Below are 15,274 nucleotides of genomic sequence, written 5' to 3'. Positions count from 1 at the left end.
TCACGTCGTACGTCGGTCCGGCGTCGGGGTGATCCGTAGCACACCGCCGCCCGGTCAGCCGCCCGAGGCGCTCGGGTCGGTCGTGGGCGCCGCGGAGGGCGTGCCGCTCGGCGACGCGGTCGGGCTCGGCTCCGGCTGCAGGAACGCGGGGTCGAACGTGCGGATCATCAGCAGCGCGCTGCGGCGGGCGAGCTGTCGGGGTCGAAGCCCGAGAACCATCTCGAGGCGCTCCTGCTGCTCGCCGCCCGAAGGGATCTGGTCCAGCAGCGACCACAGCATCGGCTCGCCGTAGGTGCGGGCGACGTACTCGCACGCCCACCACGACAGCCCGTAGTGGGCCGCGGAGTCGTCGTCGTTGAAGGTGTCGTCCGCGGGCAGGGCGTCGACACCGGCCTCGGCCGCCTCCAGCGCCGCGCGCTCGAGGCGCCGGTCCTCGGGCGCGAGCGACTGCACCGAGACGTACTCGGCGATCCCCTCGCTGAGCCAGAGCGGCGCGTCGTCGTCGCGCTCCCCGAGCGCCACGTGGGTGAGCTCGTGGCGCACGAGCCGGTCGCGCTGCCGGCCCGCGCGCGCCACCATCTCCGGGCTGAGCACGAACCGGGTCGAGGCCACCGTCGGGTCGTCGCGGCCCGCGGCGACCGGGAAGGCCAGCGCGTCCAGCACCTCCGGGTCCCCACCGGGCACGTCGTCGAGGGTCGACAAAAAGGTGCGATCCGAAAGCGCGTAGACGACCACGGACCCGTCCCAGGCCTCGGGCACCCGCGCGCCCACGTCGGCGACCCCGCGCTCCACCGAGCGGATCAGGGGGCCGGCCGCCTCCACGGTGCCCTCGTCGAACACGCCCAGCACCCCGCTCCCCTGCCGGACCAGGACCGGGCCGAGGTCCCACGGCTGCGGCCGGACCTCCTGGCGCTCCTCCCACGCGGTGTCGCTGACGGAGCTGAGGACGAAGCGGGAGGGGCGGCGCGGCGACGGCGAGAAGCGGTAGCGGTCGACGGAGGCCACCGGCACGGCGTCGTACCCGGCCAGCTGGAGCGACACGTCCACCGCGACCCAGTAGTGGTCGCCGCGCCGCAGCAGGCTGCCGGGGTCGATCTCGTAGGACACGGTCGCCAGCGGGAGCTGCGCCAGGTTGGCGAAGTAGGTCTCCTGCTCGCCGCGGAAGGCCCCCCGCGCGGCCACCCCGGACCGGAACGCGTCAAGGTCGTGGGCCAGCAGCGCCGAGGCCCGCCGGTCCAGCACCCGGCGGAACGCCGCGAGCAGGTCCGGCGGCACGGGCGCCGTGGGTGGCAGCGCCGACCCGGCGGCCTCGGTCGGCGACGGCGGCGGAGGCGCGTCGTCGACCCTCGGCGACGTACAACCGGCGAGCGCCAGGCAGCAGGCCGCCACCAGGACGGCCCGGCTCGGGGAGCGGGACTGCCCCGGTCGGTCAGCCGACGTGGTCGGCATCGACGACCACTCGACCCTCGGCGAGGGCCGTCATGTCCTCGACGATGCCGAGGGCGATCGCCTGGGGGGTGAGGCCGATCCGCTCCAGGATCGCGGCGCGCTTGGCGTGGCCCAGGAACTCCTGCGGGACGCCGTGCAGCCGGAACGGCGTGGTCACCCCGGCGTCGTTGAGCGTCTGCAGCAGCGTCGCACCGCAGCCGCCGACGCGGCCGTTGTCCTCGACGCTGACCACGAGCCGGTGCTGGCGGGCGAGCTCGACGACCGCGGGGTCGACGGGCTTGACCCAGCGCGGGTCGACGACGGTCACGCCGATGCCCTGGGCGTCGAGGCGCTCGGCGACCTCGACGGCGACCGACGCCATCGAGCCCACGCCCACGACCAGGACGTCGAGCGGGCCGGTGCGCACGAGTACGTCGGCGCCGCCCGCCTTGCTGTGCGTGGGGATGTCGGCCGGCGGCGGGCCCTTCGGGAAGCGCACCACGGTCGGGGCATCGTCGACCTCGACGGCCTCGTTGAGCAGCTCGCGCAGCCGGGTCGCGTCGCGCGGCGCGGCCAGGCGCAGGCCGGGCACGACCTGGAGGAACGACATGTCCCACATGCCGTTGTGGCTGGCCCCGTCGTCGCCGGTGACCCCGGCCCGGTCGAGCACGAAGGTCACCCCGCAGCGGTGCAGCGCGATGTCCATGAGCACCTGGTCGAAGGCGCGGTTGAGGAACGTGGCGTAGATCGCGACGACGGGGTGCAGCCCGCCGATCGCGAGCCCGGCGGCCGAGGTCGCGGCGTGCTGCTCGGCGATGCCGACGTCGATGGTGCGCTCGGGGAAGCGCCGCTGGAAGTCGTCGAGCCCCACCGGGTGCATCATCGCCGCGGTCATCGCGACGACGTCCGGGCGGCGCTCGCCGATCCGCACGATCTCGTCGGCGAAGACGTCGGTCCAGATCCGGCCGCGCACCTTCTCCTCGCCGGTCTCGATGTCGAAGGGCTGCGGCGAGTGGAACTGGTCGGCCTCGTGGCGCTCCGCAGCGTCGTAGCCGAAGCCCTTGCGGGTGATCGCGTGCACGATCACCGGGCCGTTGAACCGCTTGGCCTGCGCCAGTGCCTGCTCCATCGCGGCCAGGTCGTGTCCGTCGACGGGACCGACGTACTTCAGGCCCAGGTCCTCGAACAGGCCCTGCGGGGCGAGCGCGTCCTTGAGGCCCTTCTTGACCGCGTGCAGCGCGTCGTACGTCGCCGGGCCGACGCCCTTGACGGCGTTGAGCCGCCGCTTGACCACGTCGAGGACGTGCTCGTAGCGGGGGTTCGTGCGCAGCGCGGTGAGCGCCGTGGCGAGACCGCCGATCGTGGGCGTGTAGGACCGGCCGTTGTCGTTGACCACGATCACCAGGCGCGAGTCCTTGGCGATCGCGATGTTGTTGAGCGCCTCCCAGGCCATGCCGCCGGTCAGCGCGCCGTCGCCGATCACGGCCACCGTGTGCCGGTCCTCGCCGCGGATCGCGTAGGCCTTGGCGATGCCGTCGGCGTAGCTGAGCGCCGTGGAGGCGTGGGAGTTCTCGACGATGTCGTGCTCGGACTCGGCCTGGCTGGGATAGCCGCTGAGCCCGCCTTCCGTGCGCAGCCCGGTGAACGCGTCGGCGCGCCCGGTAAGCATCTTGTGCACGTAGGACTGGTGGCCGGTGTCGAAGACCACCCGGTCACGCGGGGACTCGAAGACCCGGTGGATCGCCAGCGTCAGCTCGACGACACCGAGGTTGGGACCGAGGTGCCCGCCCACCCGCGAGCAGGCCTGCACGAGCCGGTCCCGGATCTCCGCGGCCAGCGCCGTCAGCTCGTCGTCGGAGAGACCCCGCAGGTCGCGCGGTCCGGCGATCGAATCCAGGACACCCATGGCCGCGAGTTTACGGGTCACGGTCCGCGATCAACGATCCAGCACGGCGATGGCCGGCTCGTGCAGACTGCCCATCCAGACCCGGCCGTCGTGCTCTCGCACGCCCGTGACCATGTGGTACGACGCCCCGTGCTCGCCCGGCGTCACGTCGAGGTCGTGCACCAGCTTGCCTGCGTCGTCGTAGGCCTGCACGCGCACGGTCTGCTTCGGCTTGGGCTGCAGCCGCTCCGGGATCCTGGTCGCCAGCTTGCGCAAGGCCATGGGTCCGCTCTGGAGGCGCTCGACGAGCGGGTCGACCGGGCTTCCGATCGTCACCCAGATCAGCCCGTCGCTGCCCCGGGCGATGTTGTCGGGGTAGCCCGGCAGCCCCGAGCAGAGCAGGTCGCGCATGCCGGCGCGGTTGCCGGTGAGCCAGCGGCGTACGACGGTGCGCGCCCCGGACTCGGCGACGCAGACGAAGTCCTCCGCGGCCGACAGCGCCACGCCGTTGGCGAAGGCCAGCCCGTCGAGCACCACCTCGACGGTGCCGTCGGTGGTGAGCCTCAGCAGCCGCCCCGTGCGGGTGTTCTGGAGGAAGTCGTCCTTCCAGCGCTCGATGCCGTAGCGCGTCGAGGAGTCGCTGAACCACACCGTGCCGTCCGAGGCCACCGCGGCGTTGTTGCAGAACCTCATCGGGGCGCCACCCACGCTGTCGGTGACCGTCTCGACCGCCCCGCTGGCCGGATCGACCCGCAGCAGGCCACGGCGGGCGTCGCAGACCACGAGCCGGCCGTCGAGGTCGAGCTCGATGCCGAGCGGGCGGCCGCCGGTGTGGGCGACGCGTTCGACCTGCTGCCCGTCGGGGCTGACCCGGAGGATCGCGCCGTCCTCGGTGCCGGTGAACACCGCCCCCTCGTCGGGGCCGCTCGTGGCGACCACGACGTCCTCCGCTCCGTGGCCGGGGACGGGGATGACGGTGAAGGTCGAGGTCATGGCGCCACCCTCTCGTACATGGCGGAGGCGAGGAAGTCACTCAGCGTGTGGCGCGCCGACGCCGTCAGGTCCAGGTCGAGCGCGACCGCCGGGTCGACGAAGACCATCTGCCGGCCCTCGTGGCACGCCACCTCGGTGAGGTCGGTCCCGGCGGCGTAGAGGCAGAACTCGTCGGTCTCCCCGCAGGGCTCGCTCCAGAAATGGAACTCCCCCACCAGCTCCAGCGTGCCCGGTGCCAGGCGCACGCCGGTCTCCTCCTCCAGCTCGCGGTACGCCGCCTGCTCGTAGTCCTCCCCCGGCTCCACCGCGCCGCCGGGATAGCCCCAGCGGTCGGGGTCGTATCGGGGACGGGAGTCGCGCTCCTGCAGCAGGACTCGACCGCGACGGTCTACCAGGACGATGCTCGAGAAGCGGTGCACGGCGCCCACCGTAGTGCCGGATCACCCTGCCACCGGGATGACAAGGTGGACCCATGACTCGGCATCGCTCGCTTCCGTTGGCCGCAGCGCTCACAGCCGCACTGCTCACCACCGCGCTGCCCACGGCCTCCGCAGCCGACGAGCCCGCCGTCACCGGCTTCGCGCTGGGCAGCGCCAGCGACCGGCTCGTCGGCCGCGAGGCGCACGCGCTCACCACCCTGACGGTGGCCGGGGTCAGCATCACCGCCGACGGACGGCGCGTGCTGCGCCCGGACGCCGGCACCCGCCGTCTCGCGGGCACCGCCGAGCGCCGCGGGCTGCGCGGCGAGCTGATCGTCAGCAACTACAGCAACCGGCTCGGCGCCTTCGACCGCCGCGCTGCGAGCCGGCTGCTCGGCAGCCGCGCCAACATCGAGCGGGTGGCGCGGCGACTGGCCGGCTTCGTGGCCGCGCAGGGCTGGGACGGCGTCAACGTCGACCTGGAGCTGGTGCCGCGCCACCGCGCCGGCGGGCTGGTCCGGCTGGTGCGGCGGCTCCAGGCGCTGATGCCCGAGGAGAAGAGCGTCTCGATCGACGTGAGCGCGTCGACCAGCCTGGCGGCGTACCGGGCGCACGGCTACCGACTCGCGGCCCTCGCCGACGCGGCCGACGTGATCGTGCTGATGGCCTACGACTACCACGGCCCGACCTGGTCCGGGCCGGGTCCGATCGGCCCACTGCGCTGGCAGCGCCAGGCAATCCGCGCCGCGCGCCAGGCCGTGCCCGCGGGGCAGCTGGACCTCGGCGTCGCCGGCTACGGCTACACGTGGCCGCGCCGCGGCACCGGCCGCACGGTCACCGTCGCCGGAGCGCGACGACTGGTCCGGAAGGACGGCGCCCGCGCGGTCTGGCACCCGGCCTACGGCGAGTGGTCGGCCCGGCTGTCTGACGGCACCGTGCTGTGGTGGTCCGACCGCCGCTCCTGGCGGCTGCGGGCCCGACTCGCCGACGACCTCGACCTGCATGGGTTGGCGCTCTGGCGCCTCGGCTCGGCCGACCCGCTGCCGTAGGGCTACAGCCGCGCGACGTAGCGCCGCCCGCGCAGCGCCTCCTCGACCAGCCCGACCTCGCGGCGCAGCCGGAGCAGCCGGGCGTCCTCGAGCTGGAAGGTCTGGACCGCGGCCTCGACGACCGCGTCGGTGGCCACTTCGCGCAGATCGGCCCGCGCCTCGCTCATCCCGCGCCGGCAGGCGGCCTGGCTGGCCTCGACGTGCAGGACCGCGAAGCGCGCCAGCACCACCACGTGTCGGCGCAGCCCGGCGTAGCGGCGGTAGTCCGGCGGGCACTGGTCGAGCAGCCAGTCGGCGGCCGTGCGCTCCCAGTCGGGGGCGTCCGGCGGGCGGACCCCGCGCGGCCATCCGGGTGGTGCGACAAGTGCCATGCTCCCAGGGTAGTCGAACACCTGTTCGACCGAACAAGAGGTGTCGGAGCACCATCGATCGGACAAGGGCGCCGCGCCTCGTCCAGGATTTCCTCATGCCGTCCAGCACCCCCGTCGTCCCCGTCCACGCGGTCCGGCACGTGCTCTTCGACGCCGACGGCGTCATCCAGGTGCTGCCCGGCGGCTGGTACGCCGCCGTGGAGCCGTTCCTCGGCGACCGGGCGCGGGAGTTCCTGCACGCGGCGTGGCGTGACGAGCGGCCCACGCTCTCCGGCCAGGGCGACTTCCTGCCCCTGCTGGCAGCCGCCCTGGCCGAGCACGGCGTCGCCGAGCCGGCCGAGGTCGTCCACCGCGCCGTCTGGCAGCGCATCGAACGGATCGAGGAGACCTTCGCGCTCATCCACGCGCTGCGTCGCAACGGCTACGGCGTCCACCTCGGGACCAACCAGGAGCGGCGCCGCGCAGAGCACATGCGCACCGCGCTGGGCTACGACGAGCTCTTCGACGTCAGCTGCTACTCCTACGACCTGGGGCTCACCAAGCCCGACCCGGCCTTCTTCATCGAGGCCGCCCGCCGGATCGGAGCAAACCCCTCCGCCATCCTCTTCGTCGACGACGGCCTCGCCAACGTCGAGGGTGCCCGCGCTGCCGGCCTCGAGGCGGTGCACTGGGAGCACACGCAGGGACCTGCGGTCCTCGTGGACCTACTGGCCGAGCACGGCGTCGACGCGCACCCGCCCGCCCGCTGACGACGGACGGGCGGACCGAGCGGCACGGTCAGCCGAGGAAGCTGAACCGCACCTCGCGCTCGGGGTTGTCGACGTTGAGGTCGACCAGGCACACGCTCTGCCAGGTGCCCAGGGCCAGCCGGCCGCCGAGGACCGGCACCGTCGCTGACGGCGGCACGATCGCCGGCATCACGTGCGAGCGGCCGTGCCCCGGCGAGCCGTGGCGGTGGCGCCAGCGGTCATCGGCCGGCAGCAGGTCGCCGAGGGCCGCGAGCAGGTCGTCGTCGCTGCCGGCACCGGTCTCGAGGATCGCGATGCCCGCGGTCGCGTGCGGCACGAAGATGTTGAGCAGCCCGTCGCCACGCCCGCTCACGAACTCAGCGCAGTCCTCGGTGAGGTCCAGGACGACCTCCTGGCTCCCGGTGCGGTAGCTCCTGGTCTCGCTGTCCATCACACGGGCGATCCGCTCGGGTCCGCGAGCCCGCCGGCGCAGGAGGCGAACGGCTCGGGAGCGGTCTCCCCGGCCCCGAACTCGTCGATGAACTGCTCCAGCCGCGGGTCGTCGGCGCCGGTCAGCTCGAGCTGGCGCTCCCACACCGTCACCACCACCGGCGCCTCGAGACCGTCGTACGGCGAGAGGATGCCGTTGTCCGGGAGCACCGCCTCCAGGGCCGCCACCGACTCCTCGTCGAGGCCGGGCTCGTAGGTGATCCACACCGTGCCGTGCTCGAGGTCGTGCACGACGTGCTCCTCGCTCACCGGCTCGTCGTAGACGCCGCAGTCCAGCCACACCGGGGCGTGCGGGCCGCCGACCGGCGGCGACTGCTCGTAGTCCACCGGGTCCTCGGTGTGCGAGGTCTCCAGGTCCGAGTACTCCTCCACGGCGTCCAGCGTGGTGTCACCGCCGCCGTCCCTGCCCTGCGAGGACGTGCTGTCGTCGTCCTGCGAGAGCAGGACCGGCACCAGCACCGCGAGGCCGACGACCAGCACCGCACCGACGCCCGCCAGCACGAGCGGCAGCGTCCGAGAACGGCGGCCCGACGGCGGCGGCGGGGCCGCCTGGGGCGACCAGGGCGGCGGAGGGGGCGGCCCGGCGGGCGCCCCCGCGGTCGGGACGTACGGCGGCGGTGCAGACGGCTGCGGTGCAGACGGCTGCGGTGCAGACGGGGGTGGCGCGAACGGCGGCTCGTACGGCGGCGGGCCTGGCGGCGTGGGTACCGACATCAGCCCTCGAGCGCCTTCTCGATGCGCTCCACCTTCGCGGTGAGCTGCCCGGTCCAGCCCGGTCGGATGTCGGCTTTGAGCACCAGGCCCACGCGCGGGGACACCTCGGCGACGACGTCGACGGCGCGCTTGACCACCGCCATCACCTCGTCCCACTCCCCCTCGATGTTGGTGAACATCGCGTTGGTCTCGTGCGGAAGGCCGGACTCGCGGACGACGCGGACGGCGGCGGCCACCGCCTCGGAGACGCCACCGGTCTCGTCACCGGCGGAGGGACTGATGCTGAATGCCACGATCATGTGCTCACCGTACTGGCGGAGCCCCGTCCGCCCTGAGGGTGCGGGTCACCAGGAGACCTCCCCCGCGTCGTCGAAGAACCCGCCGGAGGGCCCGCCGAGCGGCAGCGTTGCGAAGCGCACCGCGACCGCTGCACCCTCGGTCGGCGTACGCCATCCGGCGAAGCCGGTGAAGTCGGTGGCGACGTAGCCCGGGCACACGGCGTTGACCAGCAGGCCGGGGTCGGTCTCGGCCAGGCGGCGCGCGTACTGCACCGTCATCGCGTTGAGCAGGGTCTTCGAGGGCGCGTACGCCGCCATGACCGGTCCGGTGCGCAGCGCCAGCGAGCCCATGTTGCTGGAGACGTTGACGATGCGGGGAGCGGACGAGCGTCGCAGCAGCGGCAGCGCCGCGTTGGTCACCCGGACGGCGCCGTACACGTTGGTCTCCAGCACCGTGCCGAGGACGTCGAGGTCGAGGGTCAGCGGGTCCTGGAGTCCGCCCGCGTCGGCGGGGCCCGAGATGCCCGCGTTGTTGACCACCGCGTCCAGGTGCCCGAACCGCTCCTCGAGCTCGGCGATCGCGTCCGCGACGCTGTCGTCCGAGCTCACGTCGAGGCGGACCCCCACCACGTCGGCCCCGTCGGCGCGCAGCTCGGCGAGCGCCTTCTCCCGCCGCTCGTCGTCGCGGGCGCCCACGGCGACCCGGTAGCCCTCGGCCGCGAGGCCCGCCGCGATCTGGAGGCCGATGCCCTTGTTCGCGCCCGTCACGAGCGCCGTCCTGTCCTGGTTCGTCATGCGTCCATGCTCGGCGGCCGCGAGCGCCGGCGTCCAAGACCGGTCCGGTCGCCTGTGATGCCGTGTGGGTATCGCTGGGTAGGTTCATGGAGTGGACGACATCGAGATCCGCGAGCTGCGCTACTTCGCCGCGGTCGCCGAGGAGCTGCACTTCGGGCGCGCGGCGCAGCGGCTGCACATGAGCCAGCCGCCCCTGTCACGGGCGATCCAGCTGCTCGAGCAGCGCCTGGGCGTCGATCTCTTCCACCGCGACCGCCGCGGCGTGCGGCTGACACCGGCCGGCGCCGTCCTGCTCGAGGAGGCCGGCCAGGTCCTCGACGCGGCCGCGGCCGCCGTGGAGCGGACCCGAAGGACCGTCGACCCGGCGGAGCGGCTGGTGCTGGTCACCAAGGCCGGCGCCTCCCACGAGCTGCTGCGCGCCCTGCTCGACACCTACGCCGCCCGCCCGGACGCCCTGCCGGTCGAGGTGGTGCTGTGCGAGGTCGGCGAGCAGCGACAGGTGCTCCGCCGTGGCCGCGCGGACGTCGCGATCGTGCACAGCCCGTACGACGTGATCGGCGGGTTCGAGACCCGCGACCTCGTCACCGAGGGACAGGTCGCGATCGTGCCCGAGGCCCACCCCCTCGCCCTGCGGCCGCAGGTGGCCCTCGCGGACGTGTCCGACGTGGCGGGTCTGCCGATCGCCCGCTGGCCGCGCCACGACGGGAGCTACCCGCCCGGCCCCGGCCCGGAGGTCCGCACGCAGTCCGAGCTGGCCCAGCTGGTCTCGCTCGGGCGCACGCTGCTGGTCATCCCCGAGTCCAGCCGCGCCTGGCAGTGGCCCGACCACGTCGCCGTGCCCGTCCTCGATGCGCCCCTCGTCACCACGAAGCTGGCGTGGCGGGCGTCGAGCCGGCCGGCCGGCCTCGACAGCCTGCTCGCCGCGGCCGGCGAGGTCGCCGACCGGCTGATCGGCCACCCGACCGCTGCCCGGACGGCGTAGCTCAGCGCCCCGCGCCGACCTCGGTGTCGTCCAGATCCGGGACCAGGGTGCGCAGGCGCGCCAGCGCGTCGCGGGCCTGCGACTTCACGGTGCCGACCGTGACCCCCAGCGCCTCGGCGGTCTGGGCCTCGGTCAGGTCCTCGTAGTAGCGCAGCACCACCACCGCCCGCTGCCGCGGCGCCAGCGAGAGCAGGGCCTGCCGCAGGTCCTCGCGCTGGTCCGCGTCGCCGTCCGTGCGGCCGGTCTCGGGCGGTGCCTCGGTCGCGACCTCACGCCAGCGGCGACGTCGCCATCGCGACACGCTCTCGCGCGCCAGGATCCGCCGCACGTACGGCTCCGGCCGGTCCCGGATCCGGCGCCAGTGCGGCACCGCCTTCACCAGCGCCACCTGCACCAGGTCCTCGGCGTCCTCACGGCTCCCGGTCATCAGGTACGCCGTGCGCAGCAGGGCCGGGCGCCGCGCCGCCACGAACTCCTCGAAGCCGGCGCGGTCCTCAGGCTCGCCCACGGCGCCTCCAGAGCACGAGCCCGCCCAGACCCAGCAGCGCGGCGAGGACGACGAGCGACGCGCGCAGCCGCAGGTCCATGACGTACGGCGGCTCCGGCGCGTCGAAGACCGGGGCGGCCAGCGCGTCGCGGGCGAGGACCGGCGACGCGCCCTCGCTCATCAGCACCAACCGCTCCTCGGCCCCGGTATTGACGTCCACGGACAGAAGCGCGTTGCGTCCGTAGTCGCGCACGAGCACATGCCAGTCGTCGCGCCATCCCCAGAGCTCGTCCGCCGTCACGTCCCCGACGCGTTCGGTCATGACCTCGATGTCGGTCCCGGCGGGCACGACGCCGGAGCGCAGAGACGACGCGTCGTCGGTACGGACCGACGGGTCCCCGTCCGGGTCCTCCAGCAGCGCCACTCGGGTGCCCGACGCGTTGAGCACCGGCGAGGTCTCCGAGGCCAGGTTGAGCCGCAGGTCGCGGAGCCGGCTCCCGCCGTGGTCGAACACGCTCATGCGCCGCGCGGACACCGTCACCAGGCCCGGACCGCTGACCTCCGGCATCCGGTTCGCCAGCGGGCCGGCTATCCGGCGGGGCTCCCGGCCCGGCTCCCAGGCGTAGACCCGGTAGTCGGAGCCCGACCCGGAGTCCGTGCTCTCGTCGGCCCCTTGGTCCCACTGCCCGTAGTTCATCCACAGCGTGCCCTCCACCCACGCAAGGCCGGCGACGCCGATCCCGTGCTCGGTGCGCACGCGGTGCCGCGTGACCTCACCTGAGACGGTGTCGTAGACGGCGACCCCGACGAGCGCGGCGCCGTCCATCAGGTTGGGCTCGCCCTCGGGCGTCCCAGTGAGCGGGTAGGCCAGCAGCCGGCCGTCGTCGGAGAGCGCGATCTCGGTCCCCACGTCCTGTCCTCGCGTGCCCGGCAGCCCGGGCAGGTCGAGGAATGCGTACTCGCCGCCCGAGGACACCCCCGCGAGCGCCGTCCTGGAGCCGGTCCAGCTCTTCCGCTCCGCCTCCACGACCGCCACCAGCGGCCCGATCTGCCCCACATCGTCGGTGCCCCGCAGCCACGGGCTCGGGGCGTACAGCCGGTCCGGGAGCCGCAGCGCGGCGTCCGCGTCGGCCGGCCCGACGTCGTACGACATGGCGGGCAGCAGGGCGCCGAGCAGCGACCCGCCGGCGGCAAGCAGGACGAGCACGAGCGCGGCGGCCTCCACGCGACGCCGCCGACCGTACCGGCGGCCCCGCTCCCACACGTCGGAGGTCGGCGGTCCGTCGGGCCCGTCCTCGGCCAGGTCGGCCAGGCGGTCGTGCAGCGAGATCATGCGCCCTCCGGGGTCCGCGGTACTCCGTCACCAGACCACACGCCGCCAGGCGTCCGGAAGGAGGGGCGAGCCGGCGATGAGGCTCGCTCAGGAGCGTCGAGGCCGCAGCGCGTCCGAGGCGGAAGGGCTGAGGCCCATCCCAGGAGACACATCCGTCACACAGGCGTGAGGGAGCTCCCGCATTCCGCCCGAAGGTTCATACAGAAAGCGGGAGTTTCACCGGGCACCCGGTGAAACTCCCGCTTGCGTCGCACTCGCGTCGGGTCAGGCGGTCTGAGCCCGCAGGTTGCGCAGGACGTACTGCATGATCCCGCCGTTGCGGTAGTAGTTGGCCTCGCCGGGGGTGTCGATGCGGACGACCGCGTCGAACTCCACGTCGCCTGCCTTCACCTTGACCGTCTTGGGCGTGCGGCCCTCGTTGAGCTCGGTGATCCCGGTGATGGAGAACTCCTCCTCGCCGGTGAGGCCGAGCGACTCGGCGCTCTGACCCTCGGGGTACTGCAGCGGGATGACGCCCATGCCGATCAGGTTGGAGCGGTGGATCCGCTCGTAGGACTCGGCGATGACGGCCTTGACGCCCAGCAGCGAGGTGCCCTTGGCCGCCCAGTCGCGCGAGGAGCCGGAGCCGTACTCCTTGCCCGACAGCACGACCAGCGGGATGCCGGCCTCGACGTAGTTCTCCGAGGCCTCGAAGACCGAGGTCACCTCGCCGTTGTTGGTGAAGTCGCGCGTGACGCCACCCTCGGTGCCCGGCGCGAGCTGGTTGCGCAGGCGGATGTTGGCGAAGGTGCCTCGGATCATGACCTCGTGGTTGCCTCGGCGCGAGCCGTAGGAGTTGAAGTCACGCTGCTCGACGCCGTGCTCGGCGAGGTAGCGGCCCGCGGGCGAGTCCTTCTTGATCGCGCCGGCCGGGCTGATGTGGTCGGTCGTGACCGAGTCGCCCAGCTTGAGCAGCACCCGCGCGCCCTCGATGTCCTCGACCGGGGCCGGCTTCTCGGGCATGCCGTCGAAGTACGGAGGCCGCCGGACGTAGGTCGACTCGGGGTCCCACTCGAAGGTCTTGCCCTCGGGAGTGGGCAGCGAGCGCCAGGTCTCGTCGCCGGCGAAGACGTCGGCGTAGCCGTCGTCGAACATCTCGGAGGTGATCGCCTGGGCGATGACGTCCTCGACCTCCTTCGAGCTCGGCCAGATGTCCTTCATGAAGACGTCGTTGCCGTCCTGGTCCTGCCCCAGCGGGTCGTTGAACAGGTCCACGTCCATGGAGCCGGCGAGCGCGTACGCGACGACCAGTGGCGGGGACGCGAGGTAGTTCATCTTGATGTCCGGGTTGATCCGGCCCTCGAAGTTGCGGTTGCCCGAGAGAACGGAGACGACCGCGAGGTCGTGGTCGTTGACGGCCTGGCTGACCTCGGGGATGAGCGGACCCGAGTTGCCGATGCAGGTCGTGCAGCCGTAGCCCACGAGGTTGAAGCCGAGCTTGTCGAGGTACGGCGTCAGGCCGGACTTCTCGTAGTAGTCGGAGACCACCTTGGAGCCGGGCGCCAGCGTGGTCTTGACCCACGGCTTGCGCTGCAGGCCCTTCTCGACCGCCTTCTTGGCCAGCAGCGCCGCGCCGATCATGACCGACGGGTTGGAGGTGTTGGTGCACGACGTGATCGCCGCGATCGTCACCGCCCCGTGGTCGATCTCGAACTCGGTGCCGTCCTCGAGGGTGACGGTCGCCTTGTTGCTCGGCCGCTCCTTCGTGGAGGCCGCGTGGGCGTGCCAGTCGTCGGGGGCGCCGTTGCCGTTGCCGCCGCCACCGCCGCCGTTGGAGGCCGGGGAGTCGCTCGAGGGGAACGACTCCGCCGAGGCCTCGTCGACCTTGGACGTGACGCCGTGCGGCTGCTCCTGCTGCGGGACGCCCGGCTTGCGGTCCTCGCCGCCGGTCTCGCCCTCGGTGACGTAGTCGGCCAGAGCCGTGCGGAAGGCCTCCTTGGCCTCGGACAGCGAGACCCGGTCCTGGGGGCGCTTGGGCCCGGCCAGCGACGGGACCACGGTGGCGAGGTCGAGCTCGAGCCTCTCGGAGAAGCGCGGCTCGGCGTCCGGGTCGTGCCAGAGGCCCTGCTCCTTGGCGTAGGCCTCGACCAGCGCCAGCTGCTCGTCGGAGCGGCCGGTGAGCTTGAGGTACTTGGTGGTCTCCTCGTCGATCGGGAAGACCGCGATCGTGGAGCCGAACTCCGGGCTCATGTTGCCGATGGTGGCGCGGTTGGCCAGCGGCAGCGCGGAGACGCCGGGGCCGTAGAACTCGACGAACTTGCCGACGACGCCGTGCTTGCGCAGCATCTCGGTGATCGTCAGGACCAGGTCGGTGGCGGTCGCGCCCTCGGGCAGGTCGCCGTTGAGCTTGAAGCCCACGACGCGCGGGATCAGCATGGAGACCGGCTGGCCGAGCATGGCCGCCTCGGCCTCGATGCCGCCGACGCCCCAGCCGACCACGCCGATGCCGTTGACCATCGTGGTGTGGGAGTCGGTGCCGACGCAGGTGTCGGGGTAGGCCTGCAGCTCCCCGCCGACCTCACGGGTGAACACCGTGCGGGCGAGGTGCTCGATGTTGACCTGGTGCACGATGCCGGTGCCCGGGGGCACGACCTTGAAGTCGTCGAACGCGCCCTGGCCCCACCGCAGGAACTGGTAGCGCTCGCGGTTGCGCTCGTACTCGATCTCGACGTTGCGCTCGAACGCCTCGGGCGTGCCGAAGACGTCGGCGATGACGGAGTGGTCGATGACCATCTCGGCGGGCGCGAGCGGGTTGATCTTGGTCGGGTCGCCGCCCAGGTCGGCCATGGCCTCGCGCATGGTGGCGAGGTCGACCACGCAGGGCACGCCGGTGAAGTCCTGCATGATCACGCGCGCCGGCGTGAACTGGATCTCCTTGCTCGGGTCCGCGTCCGCGTCCCAGCCGGCGATCGCCTTGATGTCGTCGGCGGTGATGTCCGCGCCGTCCTCCGTGCGCAGAAGGTTCTCGAGCAGGACCTTGAGGGAGAACGGCAGGCTCTTGACGTCCAGCCCCTCCCCGGTCACCGCGTCGAGGCGGAAGATCTCGTAGGCCTTCCCGTCCACGTCCAGCGTGCTCTTGGCTCCGAAGCTGTCCTGGCTGGCCATCAAGCCGTCTCCTCGTCGAGTCGCGTGTGTGCTCCACCCATCTTGCCGCCGTGGTGGCGGACCGGGGTAGTAAGGCGAGCCTTACCGTGAGCCTCGTATGTCTTGACATCAAGATACATGACATCGAGCCAGTTCCGAAGAAGCGGGGCGCGCCACGC

The 15,274-nt window shown here is 72.8% G+C and carries 15 protein-coding genes; 3 read left to right on the top strand and 12 right to left on the bottom strand.

Annotated elements, in window-relative coordinates:
• Positions 1 to 54 precede the first annotated feature (54 nt).
• Genes LQ940_RS09235 through LQ940_RS09220 form a run of 4 tightly spaced genes read right to left on the bottom strand, consistent with a single transcriptional unit; the run spans position 55 to position 4,725 of the window.
• A complete protein-coding gene (locus LQ940_RS09235) occupies positions 55 to 1,449 on the bottom strand; it encodes a hypothetical protein (RefSeq protein ID WP_231243716.1) in 1,395 nt (464 codons plus the stop codon).
• Positions 1,430 to 3,334 carry a 1-deoxy-D-xylulose-5-phosphate synthase gene (dxs, locus tag LQ940_RS09230; RefSeq protein WP_231243715.1) on the bottom strand — a complete coding sequence of 635 codons (1,905 nt, stop codon included), beginning with the start codon at positions 3,332 to 3,334 and terminating at the stop codon, positions 1,430 to 1,432. The genes LQ940_RS09235 and dxs overlap by 20 nt, the downstream gene beginning before the upstream one ends.
• Before the next feature lie 30 nt (positions 3,335 to 3,364).
• Complete coding sequence (locus LQ940_RS09225; protein ID WP_231243714.1) at positions 3,365 to 4,306, bottom strand: SMP-30/gluconolactonase/LRE family protein; 942 nt, start codon at positions 4,304 to 4,306, stop codon at positions 3,365 to 3,367.
• Positions 4,303 to 4,725, bottom strand: coding sequence for an NUDIX domain-containing protein (locus LQ940_RS09220; protein WP_231243713.1), 423 nt, complete (start codon positions 4,723 to 4,725; stop codon positions 4,303 to 4,305). Before LQ940_RS09220 ends, LQ940_RS09225 begins: the two co-directional genes overlap by 4 nt.
• A gap of 53 nt (positions 4,726 to 4,778) precedes the next feature.
• Between LQ940_RS09220 and LQ940_RS09215 the strand changes: the two genes are divergently transcribed.
• Positions 4,779 to 5,774, top strand: a complete 996-nt coding sequence (locus LQ940_RS09215) for a glycosyl hydrolase family 18 protein (RefSeq protein ID WP_231243712.1) — start codon at positions 4,779 to 4,781, stop codon at positions 5,772 to 5,774.
• Between the two features lie 2 nt (positions 5,775 to 5,776).
• Here the strand turns inward: LQ940_RS09215 and LQ940_RS09210 are convergent, their stop codons facing one another.
• The gene (locus LQ940_RS09210; RefSeq protein ID WP_231243711.1) at positions 5,777 to 6,145 is read right to left on the bottom strand and encodes a hypothetical protein; all 369 of its coding nucleotides are present in this window, start codon (positions 6,143 to 6,145) and stop codon (positions 5,777 to 5,779) included.
• Between the two features lie 95 nt (positions 6,146 to 6,240).
• Here LQ940_RS09210 and LQ940_RS09205 point away from each other — a divergent pair, with 95 nt between their 5' ends.
• The gene (locus tag LQ940_RS09205; RefSeq protein WP_231243710.1) at positions 6,241 to 6,894 is read left to right on the top strand and encodes an HAD family hydrolase; all 654 of its coding nucleotides are present in this window, start codon (positions 6,241 to 6,243) and stop codon (positions 6,892 to 6,894) included.
• A gap of 28 nt (positions 6,895 to 6,922) precedes the next feature.
• Here the strand turns inward: LQ940_RS09205 and LQ940_RS09200 are convergent, their stop codons facing one another.
• The 4 genes from LQ940_RS09200 to LQ940_RS09185 form a co-directional block, all read right to left on the bottom strand.
• Entirely contained in the window at positions 6,923 to 7,324 is a 402-nt protein-coding gene (locus LQ940_RS09200; RefSeq protein WP_231243709.1) for a YjbQ family protein, read from the bottom strand.
• A complete protein-coding gene (locus tag LQ940_RS09195) occupies positions 7,324 to 7,884 on the bottom strand; it encodes a DUF3105 domain-containing protein (protein ID WP_231243708.1) in 561 nt (186 codons plus the stop codon). Before LQ940_RS09195 ends, LQ940_RS09200 begins: the two co-directional genes overlap by 1 nt.
• Positions 7,885 to 8,096: 212 nt before the next feature.
• Positions 8,097 to 8,396 carry a thiamine-binding protein gene (locus LQ940_RS09190; protein WP_231243707.1) on the bottom strand — a complete coding sequence of 100 codons (300 nt, stop codon included), beginning with the start codon at positions 8,394 to 8,396 and terminating at the stop codon, positions 8,097 to 8,099.
• Between the two features lie 45 nt (positions 8,397 to 8,441).
• Positions 8,442 to 9,170: an SDR family oxidoreductase gene (locus LQ940_RS09185; RefSeq protein WP_231243706.1), complete on the bottom strand. Its 729-nt coding sequence runs from the start codon at positions 9,168 to 9,170 to the stop codon at positions 8,442 to 8,444.
• A gap of 91 nt (positions 9,171 to 9,261) precedes the next feature.
• Between LQ940_RS09185 and LQ940_RS09180 the strand changes: the two genes are divergently transcribed.
• Positions 9,262 to 10,152, top strand: coding sequence for a LysR family transcriptional regulator (locus LQ940_RS09180; protein ID WP_231243705.1), 891 nt, complete (start codon positions 9,262 to 9,264; stop codon positions 10,150 to 10,152).
• A gap of 1 nt (position 10,153) precedes the next feature.
• Here LQ940_RS09180 and LQ940_RS09175 read toward each other — a convergent pair whose 3' ends face one another.
• The 3 genes from LQ940_RS09175 to LQ940_RS09165 all read right to left on the bottom strand — a co-directional run bounded on the left by LQ940_RS09175 (position 10,154) and on the right by LQ940_RS09165 (position 15,116).
• Complete coding sequence (locus LQ940_RS09175; protein WP_231243704.1) at positions 10,154 to 10,660, bottom strand: SigE family RNA polymerase sigma factor; 507 nt, start codon at positions 10,658 to 10,660, stop codon at positions 10,154 to 10,156.
• Positions 10,647 to 11,972 carry a hypothetical protein gene (locus LQ940_RS09170; RefSeq protein ID WP_231243703.1) on the bottom strand — a complete coding sequence of 442 codons (1,326 nt, stop codon included), beginning with the start codon at positions 11,970 to 11,972 and terminating at the stop codon, positions 10,647 to 10,649. The genes LQ940_RS09175 and LQ940_RS09170 overlap by 14 nt, the downstream gene beginning before the upstream one ends.
• 264 nt (positions 11,973 to 12,236) lie before the next feature.
• Positions 12,237 to 15,116: an aconitate hydratase gene (locus LQ940_RS09165; RefSeq protein WP_231243702.1), complete on the bottom strand. Its 2,880-nt coding sequence runs from the start codon at positions 15,114 to 15,116 to the stop codon at positions 12,237 to 12,239.
• Positions 15,117 to 15,274: the final 158 nt, after the last annotated feature.

The sequence above is a fragment of the Nocardioides sp. cx-173 genome (genome assembly GCF_021117365.1).
Taxonomy (GTDB): domain Bacteria; phylum Actinomycetota; class Actinomycetes; order Propionibacteriales; family Nocardioidaceae; genus Nocardioides.
This window is presented reverse-complemented; position numbering and strand designations above follow the sequence as displayed.